Origin of the sequence: Endobacterium cereale (genome assembly GCF_009617585.1) — a bacterium.
GTDB classification, from domain to species: Bacteria; Pseudomonadota; Alphaproteobacteria; order Rhizobiales; family Rhizobiaceae; genus Neorhizobium; species Neorhizobium cereale.
The window spans coordinates 1-20,239 of sequence record NZ_WIXI01000025.1; the positions used below are offsets into that span (position 1 = coordinate 1).

The 20,239-nt window shown below is 56.4% G+C and carries 9 protein-coding genes and 2 pseudogenes; 10 read left to right on the top strand and 1 reads right to left on the bottom strand.

Annotation, left to right across the window (positions count from 1 at the left end; translation table 11 throughout):
• Positions 1-97 precede the first annotated feature (97 nt).
• The 9 genes and pseudogenes from GAO09_RS03800 to GAO09_RS03830 all read left to right on the top strand — a co-directional run bounded on the left by GAO09_RS03800 (position 98) and on the right by GAO09_RS03830 (position 17,309).
• Positions 98-723, top strand: a pseudogene (locus GAO09_RS03800) (IS5 family transposase).
• A 175-nt stretch (positions 724-898) separates the two neighbouring features.
• On the top strand, positions 899-997 hold the full coding sequence (locus GAO09_RS03805) for a DUF2256 domain-containing protein (RefSeq protein WP_153352747.1): 99 nt from the start codon (positions 899-901) through the stop codon (positions 995-997).
• Positions 998-1,200: 203 nt separating this feature from the next.
• Positions 1,201-1,330: pseudogene (locus tag GAO09_RS29865) on the top strand (IS30 family transposase); the annotation flags it as partial.
• Positions 1,331-1,558: 228 nt separating this feature from the next.
• Complete coding sequence (locus GAO09_RS29545; protein WP_209018599.1) at positions 1,559-3,280, top strand: hypothetical protein; 1,722 nt, start codon at positions 1,559-1,561, stop codon at positions 3,278-3,280.
• Positions 3,213-11,345 (top strand): T1SS-143 repeat domain-containing protein, encoded by an 8,133-nt coding sequence (locus GAO09_RS03810; RefSeq protein ID WP_209018600.1) that lies wholly within the window; start codon positions 3,213-3,215, stop codon positions 11,343-11,345. The genes GAO09_RS29545 and GAO09_RS03810 overlap by 68 nt, the downstream gene beginning before the upstream one ends.
• A gap of 448 nt (positions 11,346-11,793) precedes the next feature.
• Entirely contained in the window at positions 11,794-13,185 is a 1,392-nt protein-coding gene (locus tag GAO09_RS03815; protein ID WP_410769513.1) for a TolC family outer membrane protein, read from the top strand.
• A gap of 18 nt (positions 13,186-13,203) precedes the next feature.
• Entirely contained in the window at positions 13,204-15,360 is a 2,157-nt protein-coding gene (locus tag GAO09_RS03820) for a type I secretion system permease/ATPase (RefSeq protein ID WP_153352749.1), read from the top strand.
• Positions 15,357-16,649, top strand: a complete 1,293-nt coding sequence (locus GAO09_RS03825; RefSeq protein ID WP_324185786.1) for an HlyD family type I secretion periplasmic adaptor subunit — start codon at positions 15,357-15,359, stop codon at positions 16,647-16,649. The genes GAO09_RS03820 and GAO09_RS03825 overlap by 4 nt, the downstream gene beginning before the upstream one ends.
• Positions 16,650-16,661: 12 nt before the next feature.
• Complete coding sequence (locus GAO09_RS03830; protein ID WP_153352750.1) at positions 16,662-17,309, top strand: ribbon-helix-helix domain-containing protein; 648 nt, start codon at positions 16,662-16,664, stop codon at positions 17,307-17,309.
• Positions 17,310-17,384: 75 nt separating this feature from the next.
• Here GAO09_RS03830 and GAO09_RS29870 read toward each other — a convergent pair whose 3' ends face one another.
• Entirely contained in the window at positions 17,385-18,083 is a 699-nt protein-coding gene (locus GAO09_RS29870; protein ID WP_324185785.1) for a transglutaminase-like cysteine peptidase, read from the bottom strand.
• Between the two features lie 600 nt (positions 18,084-18,683).
• On the opposite strand from GAO09_RS29870, the gene GAO09_RS03840 reads away from it, so the two are divergent.
• Positions 18,684-19,739, top strand: coding sequence for a type 1 periplasmic-binding domain-containing protein (locus tag GAO09_RS03840; RefSeq protein WP_153352752.1), 1,056 nt, complete (start codon positions 18,684-18,686; stop codon positions 19,737-19,739).
• Positions 19,740-20,239 lie beyond the last annotated feature (500 nt).

Consider the following 20,239-nt stretch of genomic DNA (forward strand, 5'->3'; position numbering starts at 1 on the left):
TTCAAAAGTGTGGTGATTGGCGTCCCCACAATAGGCATCCTTGATGCCGGTTCGAAGGGCCGTTCCACACCATCAATCTCCGTGAAAGGAGATTGCCATGCGCCGTCACGAACTGAGCGACGAGAATGGGACGTTGTTGCACCCCTACTACCGACCAATACCCGCGGAATTGAACGTGTTAACGACCGCCGAATCGTCCTGGCGCGACGTGCCGGAACGTTATGGCCCGCGCACAACGCTCTACAATCGGTTTTCGCGCTGGCGCGAAGCAGGTGTCTGGGATCGCCTTCTGGCCGCCGTTTCAAAGCGTTACGACGGCGATGTCATGATGATCGATTCATCTTGTGTCCGCGTTCACCAGCATGGTGCCAACGCTAAAAAGGGGGACCTGCCGATCCTTGCATGGGACGTTCGCGTGGCGGCCTGACAACCAAAATCCACGCACTTGTCGATGTTGATGGCTTGCCCGTTCGCCTGGAATAACCGCAGGTAAGGCAGCAGGTGCCCCTATAGCTGAGAAGCTGTTGAGTGAAGTTCAGCCCGGAGCAAAAAGACATTCAGCTTCAGTCGATGGGTCTACTGCCAGCGCAATCAGGTAGAGCGCTTCTTCAATCGCATCAAACAGATACGGGGCTGGCAACCAGATACGACCGACGTGCCGACAACTATCTCGCCGCCCTCATGCTCGCAGCGACGAGGATATGGATAGCATCAGGTAAATGAGTCCGCGTCCTAAGTTGGGCTCAAACAGGCGGCCTGCGCAGCCCTATGTCACATGGGACCGGATGGATGAAGGCACTCAACATTATCTGCGCCGGCAGGCGTCACGGTTTCTGGCTGAGCTCAAATGACCGGGCCGCCGACACCGGTCTATATCATGATCGTATAGGGAGCGTTCATGCCGAAGCATGTAAAGACAGCCGACCTGCCGGCCAAGCTCTACATTGCATGCGGCTTGCCATTCACGTTGCGACGGAAGTGGGCGAGCGTCCCCTGACATCCTTGGAGATATCCAAAAGCGTTGACGATTGGAGGATCGCTTTGCATAGCATGCTTAGGCGTAAAAAATCGTCGATATGCGATTATTTACGAACCGTTAGCGAGCCGCATCCTTTCCGAAATGGACTGAGTTGGACAATGCAGTTCGTATTTTATGCAGGGATCTGGTAAACCAATGAACTGTTGAGTTAAGCCGCCGATCAATGCGATCTCATTCAGTTTCGTAAGACGTTCAGGAAAGCCAATGTGACGCCGCTACTAGAGCGCGTGAGTCGTTTAGCCATTTTCCTTGCGCAACAATGATCGGCAATCCCGGCCATTCATGGATGGCCGAACGTTGTATCGATTACGTTCGAAGTAAACGAGTAGCTGCGCCGATCGATTTCAGCGAAAATCATCCATGTGACTAGCGCTGTTACTCTTGAAAACCCGCGATCGTTAACTGTTTCTAAATAAACAGACAGGCTTGCATAACCGGCTATATCGCAACGGTTAACGAATTATTGCGTTTTGACGGGTGTTGACGCTCTGTGTCCCAAATTCATTCTGGGGGTTGCACATGTCCGTCGAAGATCCGCGCGTATCCATCGCTTCCGAAGACAACGCAGTCGAACATTTCCATTCAGAGCTTGCCGAGCAGATTTCCCTGTCGGAAGATGATCGCCGGCAGGACATGATGCGGATCGAAGTGGCGCAGGCGGATACCGGCCGCGCGCCTACTGGTGATCGCGTTCCCGCGGCAAGCGATGCTGCTCCTGCACCGGCCACCCCTGCGGTTGTCGAAGTCAATCCGGATACGTCTAATACCGTTCGGCTGGCGGCCACGATCTCGATCGACGAAATTCGCATCGAAGGCGCGAACCTCATTCTCGTGCAGGCCGACGGTTCCGAGATCGTCATTATCAATGGCGCGACCAAGGTTCCGACCATCCTTCTCGGCGATATCGAATTGCCGCAGCAGTCTTTTATTGCAGCACTGGAAGGCAGCGGCATCAACGTTGCGGCTGGTCCCGACGGCTCCTATTCCGCAAGCGCTGCGCCCGGCAGTTCCGGCGGCAATTTTGAAGACAGTCTCCAGCAGAGCCAGAATGGCACGATCCAGCTGGCTGACTTGCTCGGCGATACCGGCTTCGGTGATGGCACCGCTTTTTCCCTCCAGTCTACCGGCGACGATCAGCCGACGGTTCGTGGTATTCTGACCCAGCTTTTTGGCGTCGAAACCACAGATGAAACCGGCATGTTCGAGAATATCGAGCTCAACGGACGTCTGGATTTCGATCAGGGTAATGAGTTCGGGGTTGTCGTCAATGTGTCATTGAACGGCCCTGTCTATTCCGGCGGCGTTCTTGTCGAGACCGCATTCGTCGTCTCCGGCACGTCTGCCAATCCGATATTGACCCTGACTGGTTCCGCTGATGGAGCCACGGTTTTCACGATCGTGGTGACCGACGTCAAAACCGGCACCTTCACCTTCACGCTTTCGCAACCGATCGATCATGTCGGCATAGACCGGACCGGTACCGCGGATGTGTTCGATCTTCCCTTCACCTATGCCGTCCAGGACAAATCCGGCCCGGCTGTGATCGGCAATTTTACCATTCAGATCCAGGACGATGGTCCGACAGCGGTGAGTAGTCCCGTGTCGCTCCTTGAGGATGAAGCGCAGAGCGTTTTCGCGGATGAAAACCCGAGCGATGAGGGTGGCGCCAATACCAAGCAGGTGAGCGGCGGTATCGGTTCGCTGTTTAAGACGAGCGCCGATGGCATCAAGATGGTGACGATAACCGGTGGTGATTTTTCTGTTGTCTATAAAGACGCCAACGGTTTTGCCCTGACGGAGACCGTCACCTGGGACGCCGGTGTCAAGGGCGCCGACGGCTCGACGACGTTCACCGCAACGAGTGAGCATTACGGTCAGTTGACCGTCGGCTCGCCACCGGCTGCAACACTGGTGATCAATGCGGACGGTTCCTACACGTTCACGCTGAACGCGCCCGTTGCGCATGCTGACGGTAACGAAACGGGAGTCGAAGAAGATCAGCGGATCGAGATCGGCTTCACGGTGACGGATGGCGACGGCGATACCGCAAGTGGTGAGCTGGGCGTCGACGTTAACGACGACACTCCGAAGGGTTTTGTTACGACGGCATCGACGGTTCTTGACGATGAGGCTCAGGCTGTTTTTGCGGGCAACAACACGCCAGCGGACAACGTTGCCAACGAGAAGGTCGCGACCGGTAGTGCCGGTTCTCTGTTCCGGTGTCAAGGTCACCGACGGTGACGGCGACACGGCGTCTGCAACACTGAACGTCAACGTCAACGACGATGCGCCTGTTGCCAAGGTTGTAACGGCATCGCGTGTTCTGGACGACGAAGCGCAGGGCGTGTTCACGCCGACCAATCCCGGCTCCAACCTTCCCTTCGATCTTAGTGATGTGAGGAACGACGTGAAGGCTGTCTCGGGCAATGCAGGTGCATTGTTCACGGCCGGTTCCGACGGCGTTCACTCGGTTGCGATCAATGGCCCTGCCTTCGAGGTGATCTACAAGAACAATCTCGGCTTTGCCAGGACGGAAGGCGTCACCTGGGACGACGGCAGCGTTGAGAATGGCGTGACGACATTCACGGCGACGGGCGTGACATCGGGGCTTGCAGCTGCGGTTCTGGTGATCCGTCCTGACGGGTCCTATTCGTTCGAGATGAAGGCACCGCTTGCACATAGTGATGCATCTCCGTGGATTGAGGAGAACGAGACGCTTTCGATCGGCTTCACGGTCAAGGACGGCGACGGCGACACGGCGAGTGGCAGCCTGAAGATCGCCATCAACGATGATACGCCGACACCTGTCGTGTCGATCGTGTCGGGCCGGACGCTCGATGACGAAGCGCAGGCTGTGTTCACGCCGGTCAACACGGGTGGTCTGGATGATGTCGCGCCGGACTACAAGCAGGCGAGCGGCGGTCCCGGCAGCCTGTTCCGGATGGGTGCCGACGGTCTCGGCTCGATCGGCATCGATCTTCCCGGCTTCGGCGTGATCGCCAAGGTCGGCGGTTTTGCCGTTGTGGAAGCTGTCAGCTGGAGCGCTGGCGTGCAGTCGGCCAACGGCGTGACCACCTATACGGCGAAGAGCACGAGTTATCAGGGCGGCGCTGCGGTTCTGGAGATCCGTGCCGATGGTTCCTACACGTTCACGCTGAACGCACCTGTTGCGCATTCCGTGCCTGGCACGTCGGAAGAGGACAAGCTTCTCACCTTCGGTTACGTGGTGAAGGACGGTGATGGTGATGCTGCAGCCGGCGTCCTGACGATCCGTGTCGATGACGACACTCCGAAGGGTTTTGTTACGACGGCATCGACGGTTCTGGATGATGAGGCTCAGGCGGTTTTTGCGGGCAACAACACGCCAGCGGACAACGTTGCCAACGAGAAGGTCGCGACCGGTAATGCCGGTTCTCTGTTCACGGCAGGTGCTGACGGTGTTCGTTCTGTTGCGATCAGCGGTGGTGCGTTCGATGTGATCTACAAAGGCACTGACGGCCTTGCACGCACGGAATCCGTCTCGTGGAGCGGTGGCACCAAGGGCACCGACGGTTCGACGACGTTCACGGCGACGAGTGGGCATTACACGTCTGCTGCGACGCTGGTGATCAATGCGGACGGTTCCTACACGTTCACGCTGAATGCGCCAGTTGCACATTCGGCGACGGCAGGTTCGACCGGTACGGAAGAGACCCAGGCGATCTCGTTTGGTGTCAAGGTCACCGACGGTGACGGCGACACGGCGTCTGCAACACTGAACGTCAACGTCAACGACGATGCGCCAACCATTTCTGCAACCTGGACACAGCGGGCGGGTGTTAATGACGATGCGCTGGCTGGCGGCAATCGTGAAACAAGCGACAAGTCGACCGCGACGGGGACGCTAAGTCATAGTTTCGGTGCGGACGGCGGCAGCATTTCCTGGCAGCTTTCGACCTTGCCGACCAAGGGTGGTTATACGCAGACCATCAATGGCAATGTGTTCGAGACTTACCAGCAACAGAACGGCGCTCCGGTGAAGGTGTTTACCGTCACGCTCGATCCGTTGAGTGGAGCCTATACCGTTCAGCAGTTGGCTGCGGTCAGACATCCAAACGGGGCTGATGAGCTTGGAGAGGGTTTCGACCTTAAGTACCGGGTTACCGACGGCGATGGCGACTATGTCGAAAGTCACCTGCGCGTCGTTGTTGGTGATGACGTGCCGATTGCTGTTGCGGATAGCTACGTGGTCGCTGAAGACAGCGGGGCGACGTCGTTTGCCTCCGGCTTGCTTGTCAACGACAAACCAGGTGCCGATGGCGCAGTGCTGCATCAGGTCAGCTTCGGCAATGGCGAGTTCGTGAACCTGACATCCGGCCAAGCGATTTCTGCTGGCTATAGCTTCTCGGTTAGTGGTGTTGGCACATACGTCTTCAAGGCGAGTGGCGAATGGCTTTTCACGCCCGTCAAAGATTATAACGGTCCGGCCGGTTTCCAATACAAGCTGATCGACGGCGATGGCGACATTTCAATCGCCGCGCCCGTGACCCTCACTGTGACAGCAATCAACGATGCGCCGGTTCTCCACGCTCTGCCTTCACAGTCGATTACCATCGTCAATGCCGGATTCGAGGCGGATACCAGCTACGGAAGCGTTGGCAATGAAGGCCAATGGAGCGATGGTTCACCGCAAGGCTGGCAGGTCACTGGTGGCGCTGGCTGGTATGATCCGAACAATGGGTCCTTGCCGATGCCGAGCGAAAACGGCGCCAACGTTCTCTATCTGAACGACGGCGCAAGTGTGGGCCAAACGCTTGCTGCGACCGCTGTTGCCGGTACCTACACACTCGGATTCGATATCGGCGACCGTCATGACGGCAATCTGCCGGGCATGCCTGCCTTCGCGGTACGTATCTATTCCGGTACGACGCTTCTCAAGGAAATGTTGTTCGAAAGTTTCCAGACGAATGGCGCGGATTGGCGTGACGGCTCGGTTACGCTGACCATCCCGGCCGGTTCTGCCGCGATCGGTGGTGCATTGCGCATCGAATTCCAGAATCTCGAGGGTGTGAACGGTCGCAACGACTTCCCGTCCATCGCACAGGTCAATATCGACAATGTCAGCCTTTCAGTCGTTCCGGCTGCCGTTGCCATGGTGTCGATCGATGAGGACGCGATCAACAATGTCGGCCAGACTGTCGCTTCTATTCTTGGGGATAGCGTTACCGATGTCGATGCGGGCTCGGTCGAGGGCGTCGCGATCTATGCCGCGGACAACGGCAACGGCACGTGGCAATATCTGAAGGCCGGTGTATGGACCGATTTCGGAGCGGTCTCTCAGAGCGGAGCGCTGCTGCTGACTGCAAATGACACCGTTCGTTTTCTGCCGAACGCCGCCAACGGCACCACGGCGTCGTTCAGCTATCACGCATGGGATCAGACCAGCGGCGCCGCGCAGGCCAAGGCGGATATTGCCATTCGTGGTGGAGAGACGGCATTTTCCGATGCCTCCGGCAGTGCGATGATCACGGTTACATCGGTGAACGATGTTCCTGTGCTCAGCGACACCACCGACCCGGTCGCTATTGCCGAATCCGTGAATGCATCCGCGCAGCAGCTCAATATCAGCGGCAATTTCTCGGTCACAGATCCCGATATCGGTGATACGCTCACGCCGAGCATAATCGGCAATCCGGTGGTCCAGCTGAACGGTGAGACCTACACGCTTCCGTCCGGTGCTTCCACGCTCGTCGCCAGCGGAGCTTTGATCCTTAACGGCGCCGTATCTACGGGCGGAGCGGTCGATATCGGCTACAGCTACAATCCTGTCGCCAATCTCGATTTCCTCAAGGCCGGCGAAACACTGACCATTACCTATAAAATCAAGGTCGGCGACGGTACCGCAGAAACTGGTACGCAAGACGTCACATTCACGATTACCGGTACGAATGACGCTCCGGTGATTGCGATCACGGACGGCAATACGGTGACAAGCCATACCGAACTCGATGGCAGCGATCCCGTCGGAAGCTTCATCTTCAAGGATCTGAAAATCGCGGTTTCCGATGTCGACGGGAATGCCTTCACCAAGGCCGTGATCGTCTTGAGCAAGGGCGAGTCAGGCGACAATCTCAATATGTTCGCTACCGCCGGCCAGCGTGAGGTAAGCGGCGGTGTCCTGATCAACTATGAGACCCGCGAAACGACGGTGAATGGTGTCAAGACCATCACCATGACGCTGGTCAATGCCAAGGCGGGTGAAATGCTGACCGCCACGCAGGTCGATGAAGCGCTCGATCTCGTTCGGTTCCACACCGGCGACCGGGTTTCCGCCGAGACGCCGGTACGCGATATCGCCATCACGGTTTACGACCAAAATGGTCTTGCGAGCAGCGCAGCCAACATAACGCTCAACGTCAAGGGTACAAACGATACCCCGACCTGGGAAAATACGACGCTTGCAGCGACGACATCTGAAGATCATGCCCTGTCGCTCAACGTCTTCACGCCAGCACAATTGAAGGTGGGTGATCGCGATGCAAGTGGCGACGCAAAGCTGACCTTGACGGTAAAGAACGGCACTTTGGAGATCATTGCCTCGAACAGCATTGCTGTTACGGGACATGGTACGAATACGGTGACACTGACCGGTTCGATGAGCGCTATCAACGATCTGCTGGTCAAAATTTCCGGCGGTGTTTCGACAAGCGGTGTCACTTACAAGCCGGATTTGAATTTCAATGGCACCGATACCCTGACGCTTGTCTTCAGTGACAACGGTGACCTGAACCTTCCGGCAAAGCAGGCAACGGCGACGATCGCCATCAATGTGACGCCGGTCAACGATGCGCCGACTGCCATCCATTTCCATGCACAACAGCAGGGATTCCAAGTTACGGTTGCGCACTCGACCGGATATATCCAGTCTCTGGCGGATGCCGATAGTGTTTTGGCTGGCTCGAGCCAGAAGAGCTTGAGCAATTCAATTGCGTCGACCGTCAATTTTGGCGATGGCGGCCAGGCGGGAAATAACGAAACGCTTCCCGCATTTGGGGGTGACGAGTTTGCTGTTCGTGCCGTCGGCAGCTTCGTGCTTGAAGCCGCAGGCGTCTGGACCTTCGCGACCAATTCCGATGACGGCGTTCGTCTGGTGATCGATGGTAAGGTTGTCATCACCGACAACGGCATTCATCCTGCCCTGAATAATCTTGTTCAGGTCGATTTGACCGCCGGTATCCATACGATCGAACTCGTCTATTTTGAGCATCAGGGCGGCGAAGTGGTCGAATTGTTTGCGCAGCTCGGTTCTCATGCAACTTTCAACTCCGGCTTCAGGCTGGTTGGCGATGTTGCCGGTGGTGGCCTACCGGTCTTCGCGGTCGGCACTAACACTCTCAGCATCAATGAAAACGGCGGTGCGCATATGCTGGTGGCGACGCTGTCGGCATCGGATCCGGACGTCGGCGACACGCACACCTACTCTCTCGTGAACGGTGCGGGTGACAATGCTGCCTTCACGATGGAAGGTAACAAGCTCTATCTGACTGCTAACGCCGACTTCGAGGCCAAGCAGAGCTACAGCATCACCGTCGAGGTGAAGGATGCGGGCGGCCTGACGCATCAGGAAACGCGTACGATTTACGTCAACAATCTCAACGATGCACCTACCGATATACAGCTTGGCAGCAATTCTGTTACGGAGAACGTAAAGGGTGCAATTATCGGTCAGTTGACGACTGTCGATCAGGATGCCGGCGACAGCCACACATACACGGTGGATGATAATCGCTTCGAGGTTGCGAATGGGAAACTGCAACTTAAAGCCGGGATATCGCTCGACTATGAGGCCACACCGACAGTCGATGTGAAAGTGACGTCGACGGACCTCGGCAACAAGCAGATCAGCAAAACCTTCACGATCAATGTCGGCGATGTCGACGATACGCCTCCGGCGGTTTCTTCCATTGTAATGGAAAAAAGCGCACTCAAGGCCGGAGAAACATCGCTGGTCACAATCACCTTCTCTGAAAAAGTGACGAACTTCAGCAAACAGGATGTGACGCCGCAAGGCGGTTCGCTCGGCACATTCTCAAGCCTTGATGGCGGCAAGACATGGACGGCAATATTCACGCCGACCACAAATGTCGAAAACACCGCCAATGTCATCAAGGTTGCTGCGACTTATACGGATCTGGCTGGCAATGCCGGGACTGCTGCTCAAAGCGGCAATTACACAGTGGACACCAAGGCCCCGACAGTGATGTCGATCGTGATGAGCGATGCCGACCTCAAGGTTGGCGAGACGTCGACGGTGACGATCACTTTCTCGGAAAAGGTGGTCAATTTCGACAGGAGCGACGTTAACACGCCGAACGGCACACTCGGCGTGTTGACATCCAGCAGTGATGGCAAGGTCTGGACCGGCACGTTCACGCCGTCGGCCGACATCAAAGACACGACGAATGTTATCACGGTGGCGAATAGCTACAACGATAATGCCGGCAATACCGGCATTACGGGCCAAGGCCCGAATTACAAGATCGATACTGTTCCTGTAAATCAGCCGCCGATTGCCGGCGCGGACACGCTCTTTGTGTCCGATGCATCTTTGGTGGTTATTCCATGGGCCATGCTTCTTGGAAACGACAGCGACCCGGAAGGAAGCGCACTGACGATCACGGGCGTTTCCAAACTTTCCGGTATTGCCGGCGGTAACATCGATGTATCGATCGACGAAGTCGCCAAAACCGTGACGTTCAAGACACCGAATCTTTGGGATTACTGGAACTATGTCGACGATGTTTCGGGCAATTCATTCACCTACACCGTCAGCGACGCGCAGGGAAAAACGAGCACGCAGACCGTAACCATCAAAGTCATCGACACGGACGAATTCGGACGCACGTTTACCGTTTCAGGCAGCTATAACGGTTCCTATCTGGAAGGTCATGGAGGCAACGACAGGCTGACTGGTGGCTCTGCCATCGACTTTCTTAACGGCAGCAGTGGTGATGATACGCTTAAGGGTATGGATGGAAACGACGTCCTCATCGGCGGCAGCGGAAATGATGAACTACACGGCGGCAAGGGTGCGGATCTGTTCAAATGGACAGAGGGTAATTCCTTTATCGCCTTCAATAGAGACGTCATCAAGGATTACAGCTACGCCGAAGGCGATAAGATCGATCTGCAGGATCTGGTTGGCGGCACGATTACTTCGCCGACAATCGCGGATAATCAAATCCGGGTGGTGATCCGCGGCAACGATCTGCTCGTTCAATATTTTGGCATATTCAGTGGCTGGTCGACCGTCTACACACTTGAGGACGCGAAAACAGCTCCATACAGCTCCGTACGCCTGCATTTCGGAAATAATGACTGGACGTTCACGATCAATAGCCTCGGTCAACAAATGGTTTCCAAGGCCACGGACCCCATCATCCTCGATCTCGACCACAACGGCTTTGCCTTCACCCAACTCGACAACGGTGTCTCCTTTGACATCGACGCCGATGGACACAAGGACAAGCTCGCCTGGACTTCAACCGACGGCATCCTGGCGTATGATATCGACGGTAACGGCAAGATCGACAACGGTTCGGAACTGTTTACGCCGAGCTTCAATGGCGGCGGCCATGCCAGCGGTATCGCAGCGCTTGCCACGCTCGACAGCAATGGCGACGGCAAGATCGATGCCGAGGATGATGCTTTCTCGAAAATGTCCATCTGGATCGATGCCAACCATAACGGCATCAGCGACGATGGTGAGTTGTCGGGCCTTCTCGATCATTCGATCAAAAGCATCTCCCTTGACACAACGGCGACCGGAGCGACCGAGGACGGCCAGACGGTCTTGTCTGAAGGCCATTTCATGCTGGATGACGGATCGACCGGCAATTTCCTAGAAGTCGGTTTTGATACGTTGCTCGGCGGACAACCGGATCACGTTCTGATCGGCGGTGATGGCAACGATGTTCTGGTGGGAGGCCCGGGCTTTACGCAGTTTACCGGTGGTGCAGGCGCGGATACGTTCGTGCTTGACCCGTCGGCGCTTTCCAGTCTCGATATGGCCGACGTCGTTACGGACTATAAGGCCGGAGAGGGCGACGTGCTCGACGTCTCAAAACTGCTCGATACGATGCTTGGCCATCAGGCCAGCGAGCAGGAGGCCGCGGCAACCATCAAGACCACCGTGACCGGCAACGACACCACGGTGAGTGTACAGATGGACGATGGCTGGAAGGATGTGGCCGTGCTGCAGAACCATGTCGAAGCAGTCAAGATCCTCTTCGATGACAAGCATACGATCGACGTTTCCCATCATTGATGAGCCATGCCAAAGATGAAAGGAAGAGGCGCGTGAGCGCCTCTTCCCGTTTTCTCGATAGTTTCAGTGGCTCTACAGGTCTCTGAATGTGATTTGGATTCTTGTGTTGATTATATGATTACCTGAAATGTTTTATTGTTGTGGACTTGCAACAGAATTTTGGAATTTATGTAATATTTTCTACCAAAAAAAGTTTAACGGCTTTCATTTGGTGATTAACTCTAAAAATCTCCTTGAGAATCAATCTCGTAGATTTTCATGTATTGCAATGTTTCGGTTATTTTCAAAGTTTACCAAGTTTTGTCGAGTCTACATATTCCGATGTGAAGTACTTCCATTCGATCTCTGCTCACTATAAGAATTGACGCAATGGGGAATTCGGGCAGGGGTAATCACATTGTCTATGCATAAAAGAATAATTGCATCGCTCGGTGCAAGTGCGGCAGTAATGATTGGGCTCGTGTCGCCGTCATTCGCCATGACGCTTGAAGAAGCGGTGGGCAAGACCCTCAAGACCAATCCGCAGATCATGCAGGCTGTCGAAAACCGCGAAGCCGTGGAGTTCGAACTCCGCCAGGCTCGCGGCCTCTATCTGCCCTCGGTCGATCTTGAGGCGGGCGCCGGACGCCGTCGTCTTTCCAATAGCGGTGCCGGTACGCTAACCCGCGATCACGACTATTATTCGCCGGCCGATACCAGCCTGACAATCACTCAGACACTGTTCGACGGCGGCAACCGTCGTTCGCAGGTAGAGCAGCAGGCATCGCGCGTCGACGGTGCCTCGTTCCGAGTGCTGGAGCGTTCTGAATCGCTGGCGCTACAGGCAACACAGGATTATCTCGAATATATATTGCAGACAAAAATCGTCGGCATCGCCCAGCAAAACGTTTCGGTTCACACCGCGTTGGTCGGCGATATTTCCGAGAGCATCCGTGGCGGGGCGCTGACCGATGCCGACCGGCTGCAGGGCCGCGAGCGCATGGAAGCCGCAAAGGCACGTCTGCGTGAAGCACAGGAAGAACTGGAGGCCACCAAGATCCGCTTCCTCAAGACCGTCGGCGAGCCGATCGGCACCAATGTGAAGATGCCGGCATCGCTGGCACGCTACATCCCGAAGACGGTCAATGATGCGATCCTGATCGCGCAAGCCAACAATCCGGGCGTCCATGCCGCCAATGCGGATGTGGATGCGGCCGATGCCGGCGTTCGCGGTGCTCGCGCAAACTATCTGCCGAAGGTCGACATGCAGGGCATCGCTCAGGTCGGTGACGACATCAATGGCGATGACGGCAATACCAACGACCTGCAGGTGCGTGTCGTCGCCCGCTGGAACCTCTACCGCGGCGGCATCGACCAGGCCCGTGAGCAAGAACAGATCCGCCGTGCCGGCGAACAGCGCTATGCTCTGGCCTACGCTCATCGCGAAGTCGAAGAATCTGTCCGCTCTGCCTGGAACGAGCGCAAGAGCCGCGGCGAAATCTCTGCCATTCTCGGCCGCCAGTCGTCCACCAATGCCAGCCTCGTGTCGTCCTATCGCGAGCAGTTCAAGGTGAACCAGCGTTCGCTGCTTGACGTGCTCGACGCGCAGAATACTCGCTTCAATACGACCATTCTCGCAGAAACCGCGCGTTTCGCGTCGCTGTTTGCCGAATACAAGATCCTTGCTGCCTCCGGTAGCCTGCTGAATGCCATGAGCCTCAAGCCTGTCGCACAGGTCGAGGCCTATGCCCGGAAAGAGTTTGTTGTCCCGGGCGGTGCTCCCGTTGATCCCGGTTATGCCAAAATAGAGTCCCGTCAAAAGGCTGGCATGCCAATGGATCTGCTGGCGCCGGTCCGCTAAACCCGATCGGCCCGAAAAATGCTTAACGTCAAGGTCGACACATCAGAGACGGTGGAGTTGCAGACCTTCAAGGCGGCATTTCGTTCGGTGGCGACCTTTTATGGTCGTCCATCGTCCGATGTCGTGTTGTATTCTGGAATTCCTGACGAGATCGTGGAATCGCTGGAACCCGATGATGTCGAGCATCTGGCGCATCGCATCGGGCTGGAAGTCATCCGGCACGGCGAGCGCGACTGCCGTGAGGGCAATTTCGATTTGCCGGCCATTCTCGTTTTTGAAGGCGGCGGCGTTCTGCCTTTGCTGGAAGTCAATGCCGCGGGTGATTACGTCACCGATGTCGGTACCAGTGCGGCTCCGCAGGCCGTGTTCAGTTTTCAGGACATCGCGGCGCTGCGGCCAAAATTTGGTTTCGCCTTCACGCTGTTCTACCGGAATGCATCCGAAGACAGTGTCGTGGGTACTGCGGCAGAAATCGAGCGGCGGCACTGGCTCCTGCGGGCGCTGGTTCCCTACTGGCGCACCTATCTGCGCGTCATCATGGCAGCGTTCTTCATTAACGTGATCGCGCTGGCTTCACCGCTGTTCACCATGAACGTCTATGATCGGGTGTTGCCCAACAAGGCATTTCCGACGCTCTGGGTGCTCGCGATCGGTATAACGCTTGCCTATACTTTCGATCTTCTTCTCAAGACTGCGCGTTCCGCCCTGATCGACCATGCCGGGCGCAATGCCGACCTGCGCCTGTCGCAAATGATTTTCGACAAGGTTCTGAATTCGACCATGGCGTCGCGGCCTCTGTCGACCGGCGAATATGCCAACCGGGTAACCCAATACGAATTCGTGCGCGAGTTTTTCACCTCGAACACGGTCGGCCTGATGATCGATACGGCCTTCGTGTTCATCTTCCTGATCGTCATCTACCTGATTGCCGGCTGGCTGGTGGTCATTCCGACCGTGGCGCTCATCCTGTCTGTGCTGATCGGGCTGCATGCGCAGGCGAAGATCGGCCAGAAAATGGCGGCGGCAACCAACGAGGCGTCACGCCGTCAGGCGCTGCTGATCGAAACCATATCCACCATCGAGACTGTCAAAAGCCTGCGTGCCGAATCCGGCATGTTGCGCCGCTGGCAGGAACTGATGAAGCTTTCCAGCCGCACCAGTGAAGACATCAAGCATGTCTCCTCGAATGCCGTGAACTACACTGCCTTTGTGCAGCAAATGGTGGCGGTGCTGATCGTGATTGCCGGCACCTATGAGTTTTCCGAGGGGCGGTTGGCCATGGGCGCGATTATTGCGACCGTCATGCTGTCCAGCCGCGCCGGTGCGCCACTTGGGCAGATTGCCATGGCGCTGGCACGCTTCCGTCAGGCCATGATGTCGCTGCGCATTCTCGACAAGGTCATGGAACAGCCCGAAGACCGGCCGTCGACAGTCGGTTTTGTCAACCGCCAGATCAAACACGGCGGTTTTTCTTTCCAGGACGTTTCCTTCGCCTATCCAGGGTCTGATTATGGCGTCATCAACAAGATGTCGATCACCGTCGCTCCGGGGGAACGGGTCGGGATTATCGGTCGTATCGGCTCTGGAAAGACGACGCTCGGCCGACTGCTCGACGGTCTCTATCTGCCGTCTGATGGACGTGTGATGATCGACGGCGTCGATATTCGCCAGTACCATATGGCCGAGGTTCGCTCTGCCGTTGCCGTTGCCGGCCAGTCCTCGGATCTGTTCTCAGGCACAGTGAAAGAGAACCTGCTGATCGGCAAGCACGATGCGACGGATGAGGAATTGCTCGCTGTCGCCAAGATGACCGGCGTTGAGGAGTTCGTCGCTAACCACCCGCGCGGTTTCGATATGCCGGTGGGCGAACGCGGTGGCAATCTGTCGAGCGGTCAGAAACAGGCGCTGGCGATTGCTCGTCTGCTTCTGACCAAGCCAAAGATTGTTTTTCTGGACGAGCCTTCGGGTGCGATGGATCTGGCCAGTGAGCGGCATTTGCTCAACAAACTATCGACCGCATTTAGTCGCGATACGACGCTGATCATCGCTACCCACCGATTCAGTATGCTGGATCTGGTTGATCGCCTTGTGGTGGTCGACAAGGGGCGTATCGTTGCCGATGGTCCCAAGGCTTCCGTCATAGAGGCGATGCAGCGCAAGGGGGCAACGCAGTGAACGAACGCGGCCACGACAATCCGCCATTCTTTGCGCGTATTCTGGTTTTGCTGGTCGGCGCTTGCATTGTCACGTTCGTGGCATGGGCCGCGTTCGCCGATATAGATGAAATCGCTCGTGGCGAGGGCAAGGTTATTCCAGTGTCAAAGACGCAGATTGTCCAGTCATCCGAAGCCGGGATAGTGCAGGAAATCGCCGTCAAAATGGGCCAGATCGTGCGTAAGGGCGATCTGATCGTACAGCTCAACAACACAACGACTGAATCGACACTAGGCGAAGTGGTGGCCAAGGCGCGTGCGCTCGGGGCCAAGATCAACCGCTTGGTACTGGAAGAAACGGGCGATTACAGCCACGACTACACATGTCCAGCAGATGTGATGGCTGTTGCCCAAAGCGTTTGCGAAAACGAAACGAGGTTGTTTGCCGCCAATAAGGCGGCTTATGAAAACAAGCTCGGCGTGTTGCAAGAACGCGTCAAGCAGCGCCAGAACGAGATGAGCGAGGCGGATGCCAATATCGATCGTCTCGTGCAGAATATCGCGGCATCCAACCGCCAGCACGATCTTTATGGGCCTCTCGCCAAAAAGGGGCTTGTGGCGCAGACACAGCTTTTGCAAGTCGAAAGCCAACTGACCGATCAGGAAGGCCAGCTGAAAGTCTATCGCGAAAGCATGGACCGGTTGCGGGGTGCCATTGAAGAGGCACGGTTGCAGGTGACCGAAATCTCGCTGGCTTTGCGCCAGCAAGCACTGACCGAAAAGGCGCAGGCGCTGGCCGAACAGTCGGTGATCGACGAGACCATTCGCGGCGCCTCCGACCGGGTCAAGCGCACCGATATTCGTTCACCTGTCGATGGCATCGTCAACACGCTTGAGGTCAATACGCTTGGTGCCTATGTCGATCCGGGCCGCGTTGTGGCCGGCATCGTACCGACAGCGGATACATTGCTGATCGAAGCCCGCATTTCGCCCCGTGACGTTGCGTTTGTGCGTCGCGGGCAGAAGGCAATTGTCAAAATCACCGCCTATGACTTTGCCATATTTGGTGGTCTGGAAGGCGAAGTCACCAATGTTTCCGCCGATAGTATCGTCGAGAAGGAAAAGGGCGAAACCTATTATGTCGTGCAGGTGAAGACAGATAGTTCCGAACTGCAGCGTAACGGCAAATCCTATCCGATTATCCCCGGCATGGTTGCCTCTGCCGAAATCATGACCGGCCGCAAGACCGTGTTGAGCTACCTGATGAAGCCGATCAACCGCGCGCGCTCCGAAGCGTTGAGCGAGCGATAAGGGGGAGTGAGCATGAAGCCGGGAAATCTCACGCCATCGCTCAAACCCTCAGCCGATGCGCTTCCGATTATCGATCAGGCCGAAGTGGAACCGCGTTTTCGCGCGGTTGTGGCGCGCAATGGCGAGCGTCGGGGCATCCGGCTCGAACAGATCTATTGGGAAGGCCTGAGCCGTATGTCTGCCGCCGGAAAGGTGACCACCGGCGACCTGGTAGAGTATACTGCCGTGCAGCTGCCGCAACCCGGCAACCTGACCTCGCTACTGAGGGTTCTGAGCCTGAAATGGGCGCTCGGCCGCTTGGCTTCAGTCGAGGATATTTCCTCGATGGACAATCTCAATGCACTGGTGCAGGCCTCGCCTTCACCGACAGTCGTCCTCACTCGTGACAAGCATATCCATCTTTTCAACGAGGCATTTTTGCTCATGCTGCGGCAGCGGCTGATCATCGATGAATATGCTCAGCTGATGAAGAACCTAAAATTTTCCATCGATACGCATATCGACGACGCGATGGAGACGCTCCAGGCCAAGCGAGGCAAGACGCTGAATACTGGCTTTTCAATTTCCTGCGGCAAGCAAAACATCACCGGTCAGATCAATCTCGCGCTGGCGCCGGCGCATGAAAAACCGATGCTGGTAGGTTATATCTCCCGGTTCTGACGCTTCTTTTTTCGACACGAAAAAGGCGAGAGGGATAGTTTCACTCTCGCCTTTTCTTTAGTGTTGTCGACACTATCAGTTCATGCCCGCACCCGGAGCGATCTTTTCCAGTGAGGTGATGGCGCTGGCCATCTGCTTCTGGCGCTGGGAGCCGTGCAGGAACCCTTTGCCATCACGGATGGAATAGAGGGCAACATAGTTGGGCAGCTGCGTGTCCTGCAGGACCTGATTGCGGACATTATCGAGGATGAAGTGGCGTCCGGAAATTTCGACCGACAAAACGGCGTGATAGAGGCGTCGCTTTTGATCGAACAGTGCAACGATGCTCAGCGCCTCAGGATCGATACCCTGAGCGCGAAGGGCCGCCATTTTCAGGATGGCAAAATCCTCGCAGTCGCCCTGTCCACGAGCCAGCGTTTCGCTCGGCGTCGCCCAGTAATCGGCAACCCCATTGGTTTCCATGTCGGAGCGATAGGTGATCGCCTTGTTGACGGCGGCATTGACGGCATTGAGTTTGTCGCGCAATGAGAGCTGCGTCGTGCCAGCAAGCTTGATGGTCGTCACCGCCGCCGCGCAATCCCTGCTGCGGCAGGCAAGGGCGGTGCCCTTGTTCATTTCGTCGAGAGAAGGGGCAAGATTTTTGAGAGCCGCAAGGCGTTTGAAGGGAACCGCGACCGTATCGAACGCCGCCGCCGCCGGGCCACGGCGGATTTCTGTCGGAATGTGGGCGGGCTTGATTGCAACCTGCACGACGGACGGCTGAACTACGCTCACCGAAGCTGCGGCCTGCCTGCCGATCGCCGCGGTAACGTCGCCGGTCAGTCTAGCCAGCGAGGCGAAAACAGGCCGCGCCTTCGGGAAATATGCCAGCGTACTTTCGGTTAGAAACGATATCGCAGAGGGTGTCGGTTTATATTGTTGCGGTTCTTGTGTCGATGCTGCCGACGCTTGTGATGTAATAAATACAGACATCATTGCACAAACAATAAAGGCTGTTTTTTTATTATTATTGCGAGCCATTTTTGTCTCTCCTGTTGAGGAAAGACTAGCAATTGGCTGTGAATTTCTGGTTTTTTAAAATGGATACTATCGCCTCAATATTATTAAGAGGAATTGTGTAAAATTTTTGAGATTTCTATTGTGGCTTGTTAAGTGGATTTACCTGCGTTAGTATGCTTTCGTTGGAAGCGAGAAGGCCCTGCCGGTTCAGTATAGATGCCTGTCTTCAGTCGATATTTTCTTTCGCACGGCCCGGCTTCTACAGTCTACAGGCCATTTTCGCCTCCGTCCCGCCGTTCGCTTTTCAGGGCTTGCATGTTCTTGGCTGGTGCCTCCTTCCTGTCTTCTTGCGAGACGGAAACCATTGGCGCCAAAATGGCAAATGACAAGGCGCTAAAGCCACCGCCGACGACGGTGGAGGAAACTTTTGGGCGCGGCTCCATGGAGATAACACTGCTTCTAGCCAAGTCTAAGAACGGATATTACGAAGGTGCTTCGAGGGATATCCGTGACGGCGCGGCGCTGGCGGTTCGCGAACTCGATGAAGCCGGGGCAATGAAGATCAAGGTGGTGGATGTGGCTGCGGGGCCGTCGTCTGTGGCCGGTGCTGTTTCCGCCGCCAATGGCCGCAACTCGGGGCTGCTCGTCAGTTTTGCACCGCAATCGACAACCGCCGCTATCGCGGCCATTGTGCCCGAGCAGAGACCGTCGCTGATTAATCTCGCGACATCCGTGTCGGGTAGTAAAGTCTTCAGCTTCGGTTTTGACGAAGTCGCAAGTGCTGCTCGTGGCGCTCGTCGTGTGATTGCTTCCGGTCAGAAGAAGATCGTTGTGCTGGTTCCGGCCCATCTTCCGGCTTCCGAGGAGAGGGCGCTGGAAACTGCCATAAGCCAGGCCGGCGGTTCGGTCACCGGCGTGATCCGTTATGATTCAGGTACGGCAAGCGATCTTCTGGAGCGCAACAAGCCGCTGCTCGATGCAGCCAACGTTGCGCTGCTGATGGGTGACGGTGCTGCTGTCGGAGCGGTGCTCAAGGGCCTGCGGGCCACATCTGCGGCTTTGCAGATAGTCGGTACCAGCCATTGGCCCATGAGTGTCTATACCGAGCCGGCTGCCGCCAACGCGATCATCGCCACGTCGGATCCGGAGGCGATGCGGAGTGTCGGTGTGCGATATGAGGTGGCAAACAAGCGGCCTTTTTCCATCCATGCTGCGCTGGGGTATGACAGTGTCGCCATCACCGCCGGCATTGTCAGAAGCACGGGCGCGACCGCCATAAGCCCGGAAGCATTGATCAGCAAAACTGGCTTTCGTGGTGTCACGGGGCTTTTCCGGCTGACCGCGGCTGGCGCGATCGAGCGTCGGCTTGGTGTCTACAAGGTAGAGACCGGACGGTTGGTATCTGTCGAAGCGGGCTCTGAGAGCTTTTGAGATCGGAATCGACATTTCGGAATTCTGAATGGCGCCATCGTGAGGTGAAACGATGTCACCTGGTGTGGCGGCACAATCCCGCATCCGCAACAGAGGTTGATTCGATTGCTCGGACAGGCCAATCAGGTCATCGACGTCGAGTGCCTAGCGAGCCGCTTGCCCTCAAAAACCTCGTTGCCTTCAGCTACCGGGCGATCTCTTGAATAGCCGAGTTCCGTAGACACATTCGGGTTGAATTTTCTGCTGCATCTCGCACCCGACGGGCGGCAGCATCCCTGTCCTGACGCCCGCCTTGCGGCAAATCTCCGCTACAGGCACACCATCATCACCCTGCTTGAGAATGAATGCGTTCTGGGTGTCCGAAAAATTCGATGCTTTCATCGTTTCCGCTACTGTTCCCAGCTGGAGTGCCCCCCATTTTACCGGACAAATCGGCTAGTTTGATTTAGCCCTGATGAACTGCCGAGGGGAAGCCATCTTGAGCGCGGAATGGGGATGGA

Excerpts from the sequence above, each read along its gene's own strand:
- GAO09_RS03815 (WP_410769513.1), top strand. The coding sequence starts at position 11,794 with ATGATTGGGCTCGTGTCGCCGTCATTCGCCATGACGCTTGAAGAAGCG.
- GAO09_RS29545 (WP_209018599.1), top strand. The coding sequence starts at position 1,559 with ATGTCCGTCGAAGATCCGCGCGTATCCATCGCTTCCGAAGACAACGCA.
- GAO09_RS03805 (WP_153352747.1), top strand. The coding sequence starts at position 899 with ATGCCGAAGCATGTAAAGACAGCCGACCTGCCGGCCAAGCTCTACATT.
- GAO09_RS03840 (WP_153352752.1), top strand. The coding sequence starts at position 18,684 with ATGGCAAATGACAAGGCGCTAAAGCCACCGCCGACGACGGTGGAGGAA.
- GAO09_RS03830 (WP_153352750.1), top strand. The coding sequence starts at position 16,662 with ATGAAGCCGGGAAATCTCACGCCATCGCTCAAACCCTCAGCCGATGCG.
- GAO09_RS03820 (WP_153352749.1), top strand. The coding sequence starts at position 13,204 with ATGCTTAACGTCAAGGTCGACACATCAGAGACGGTGGAGTTGCAGACC.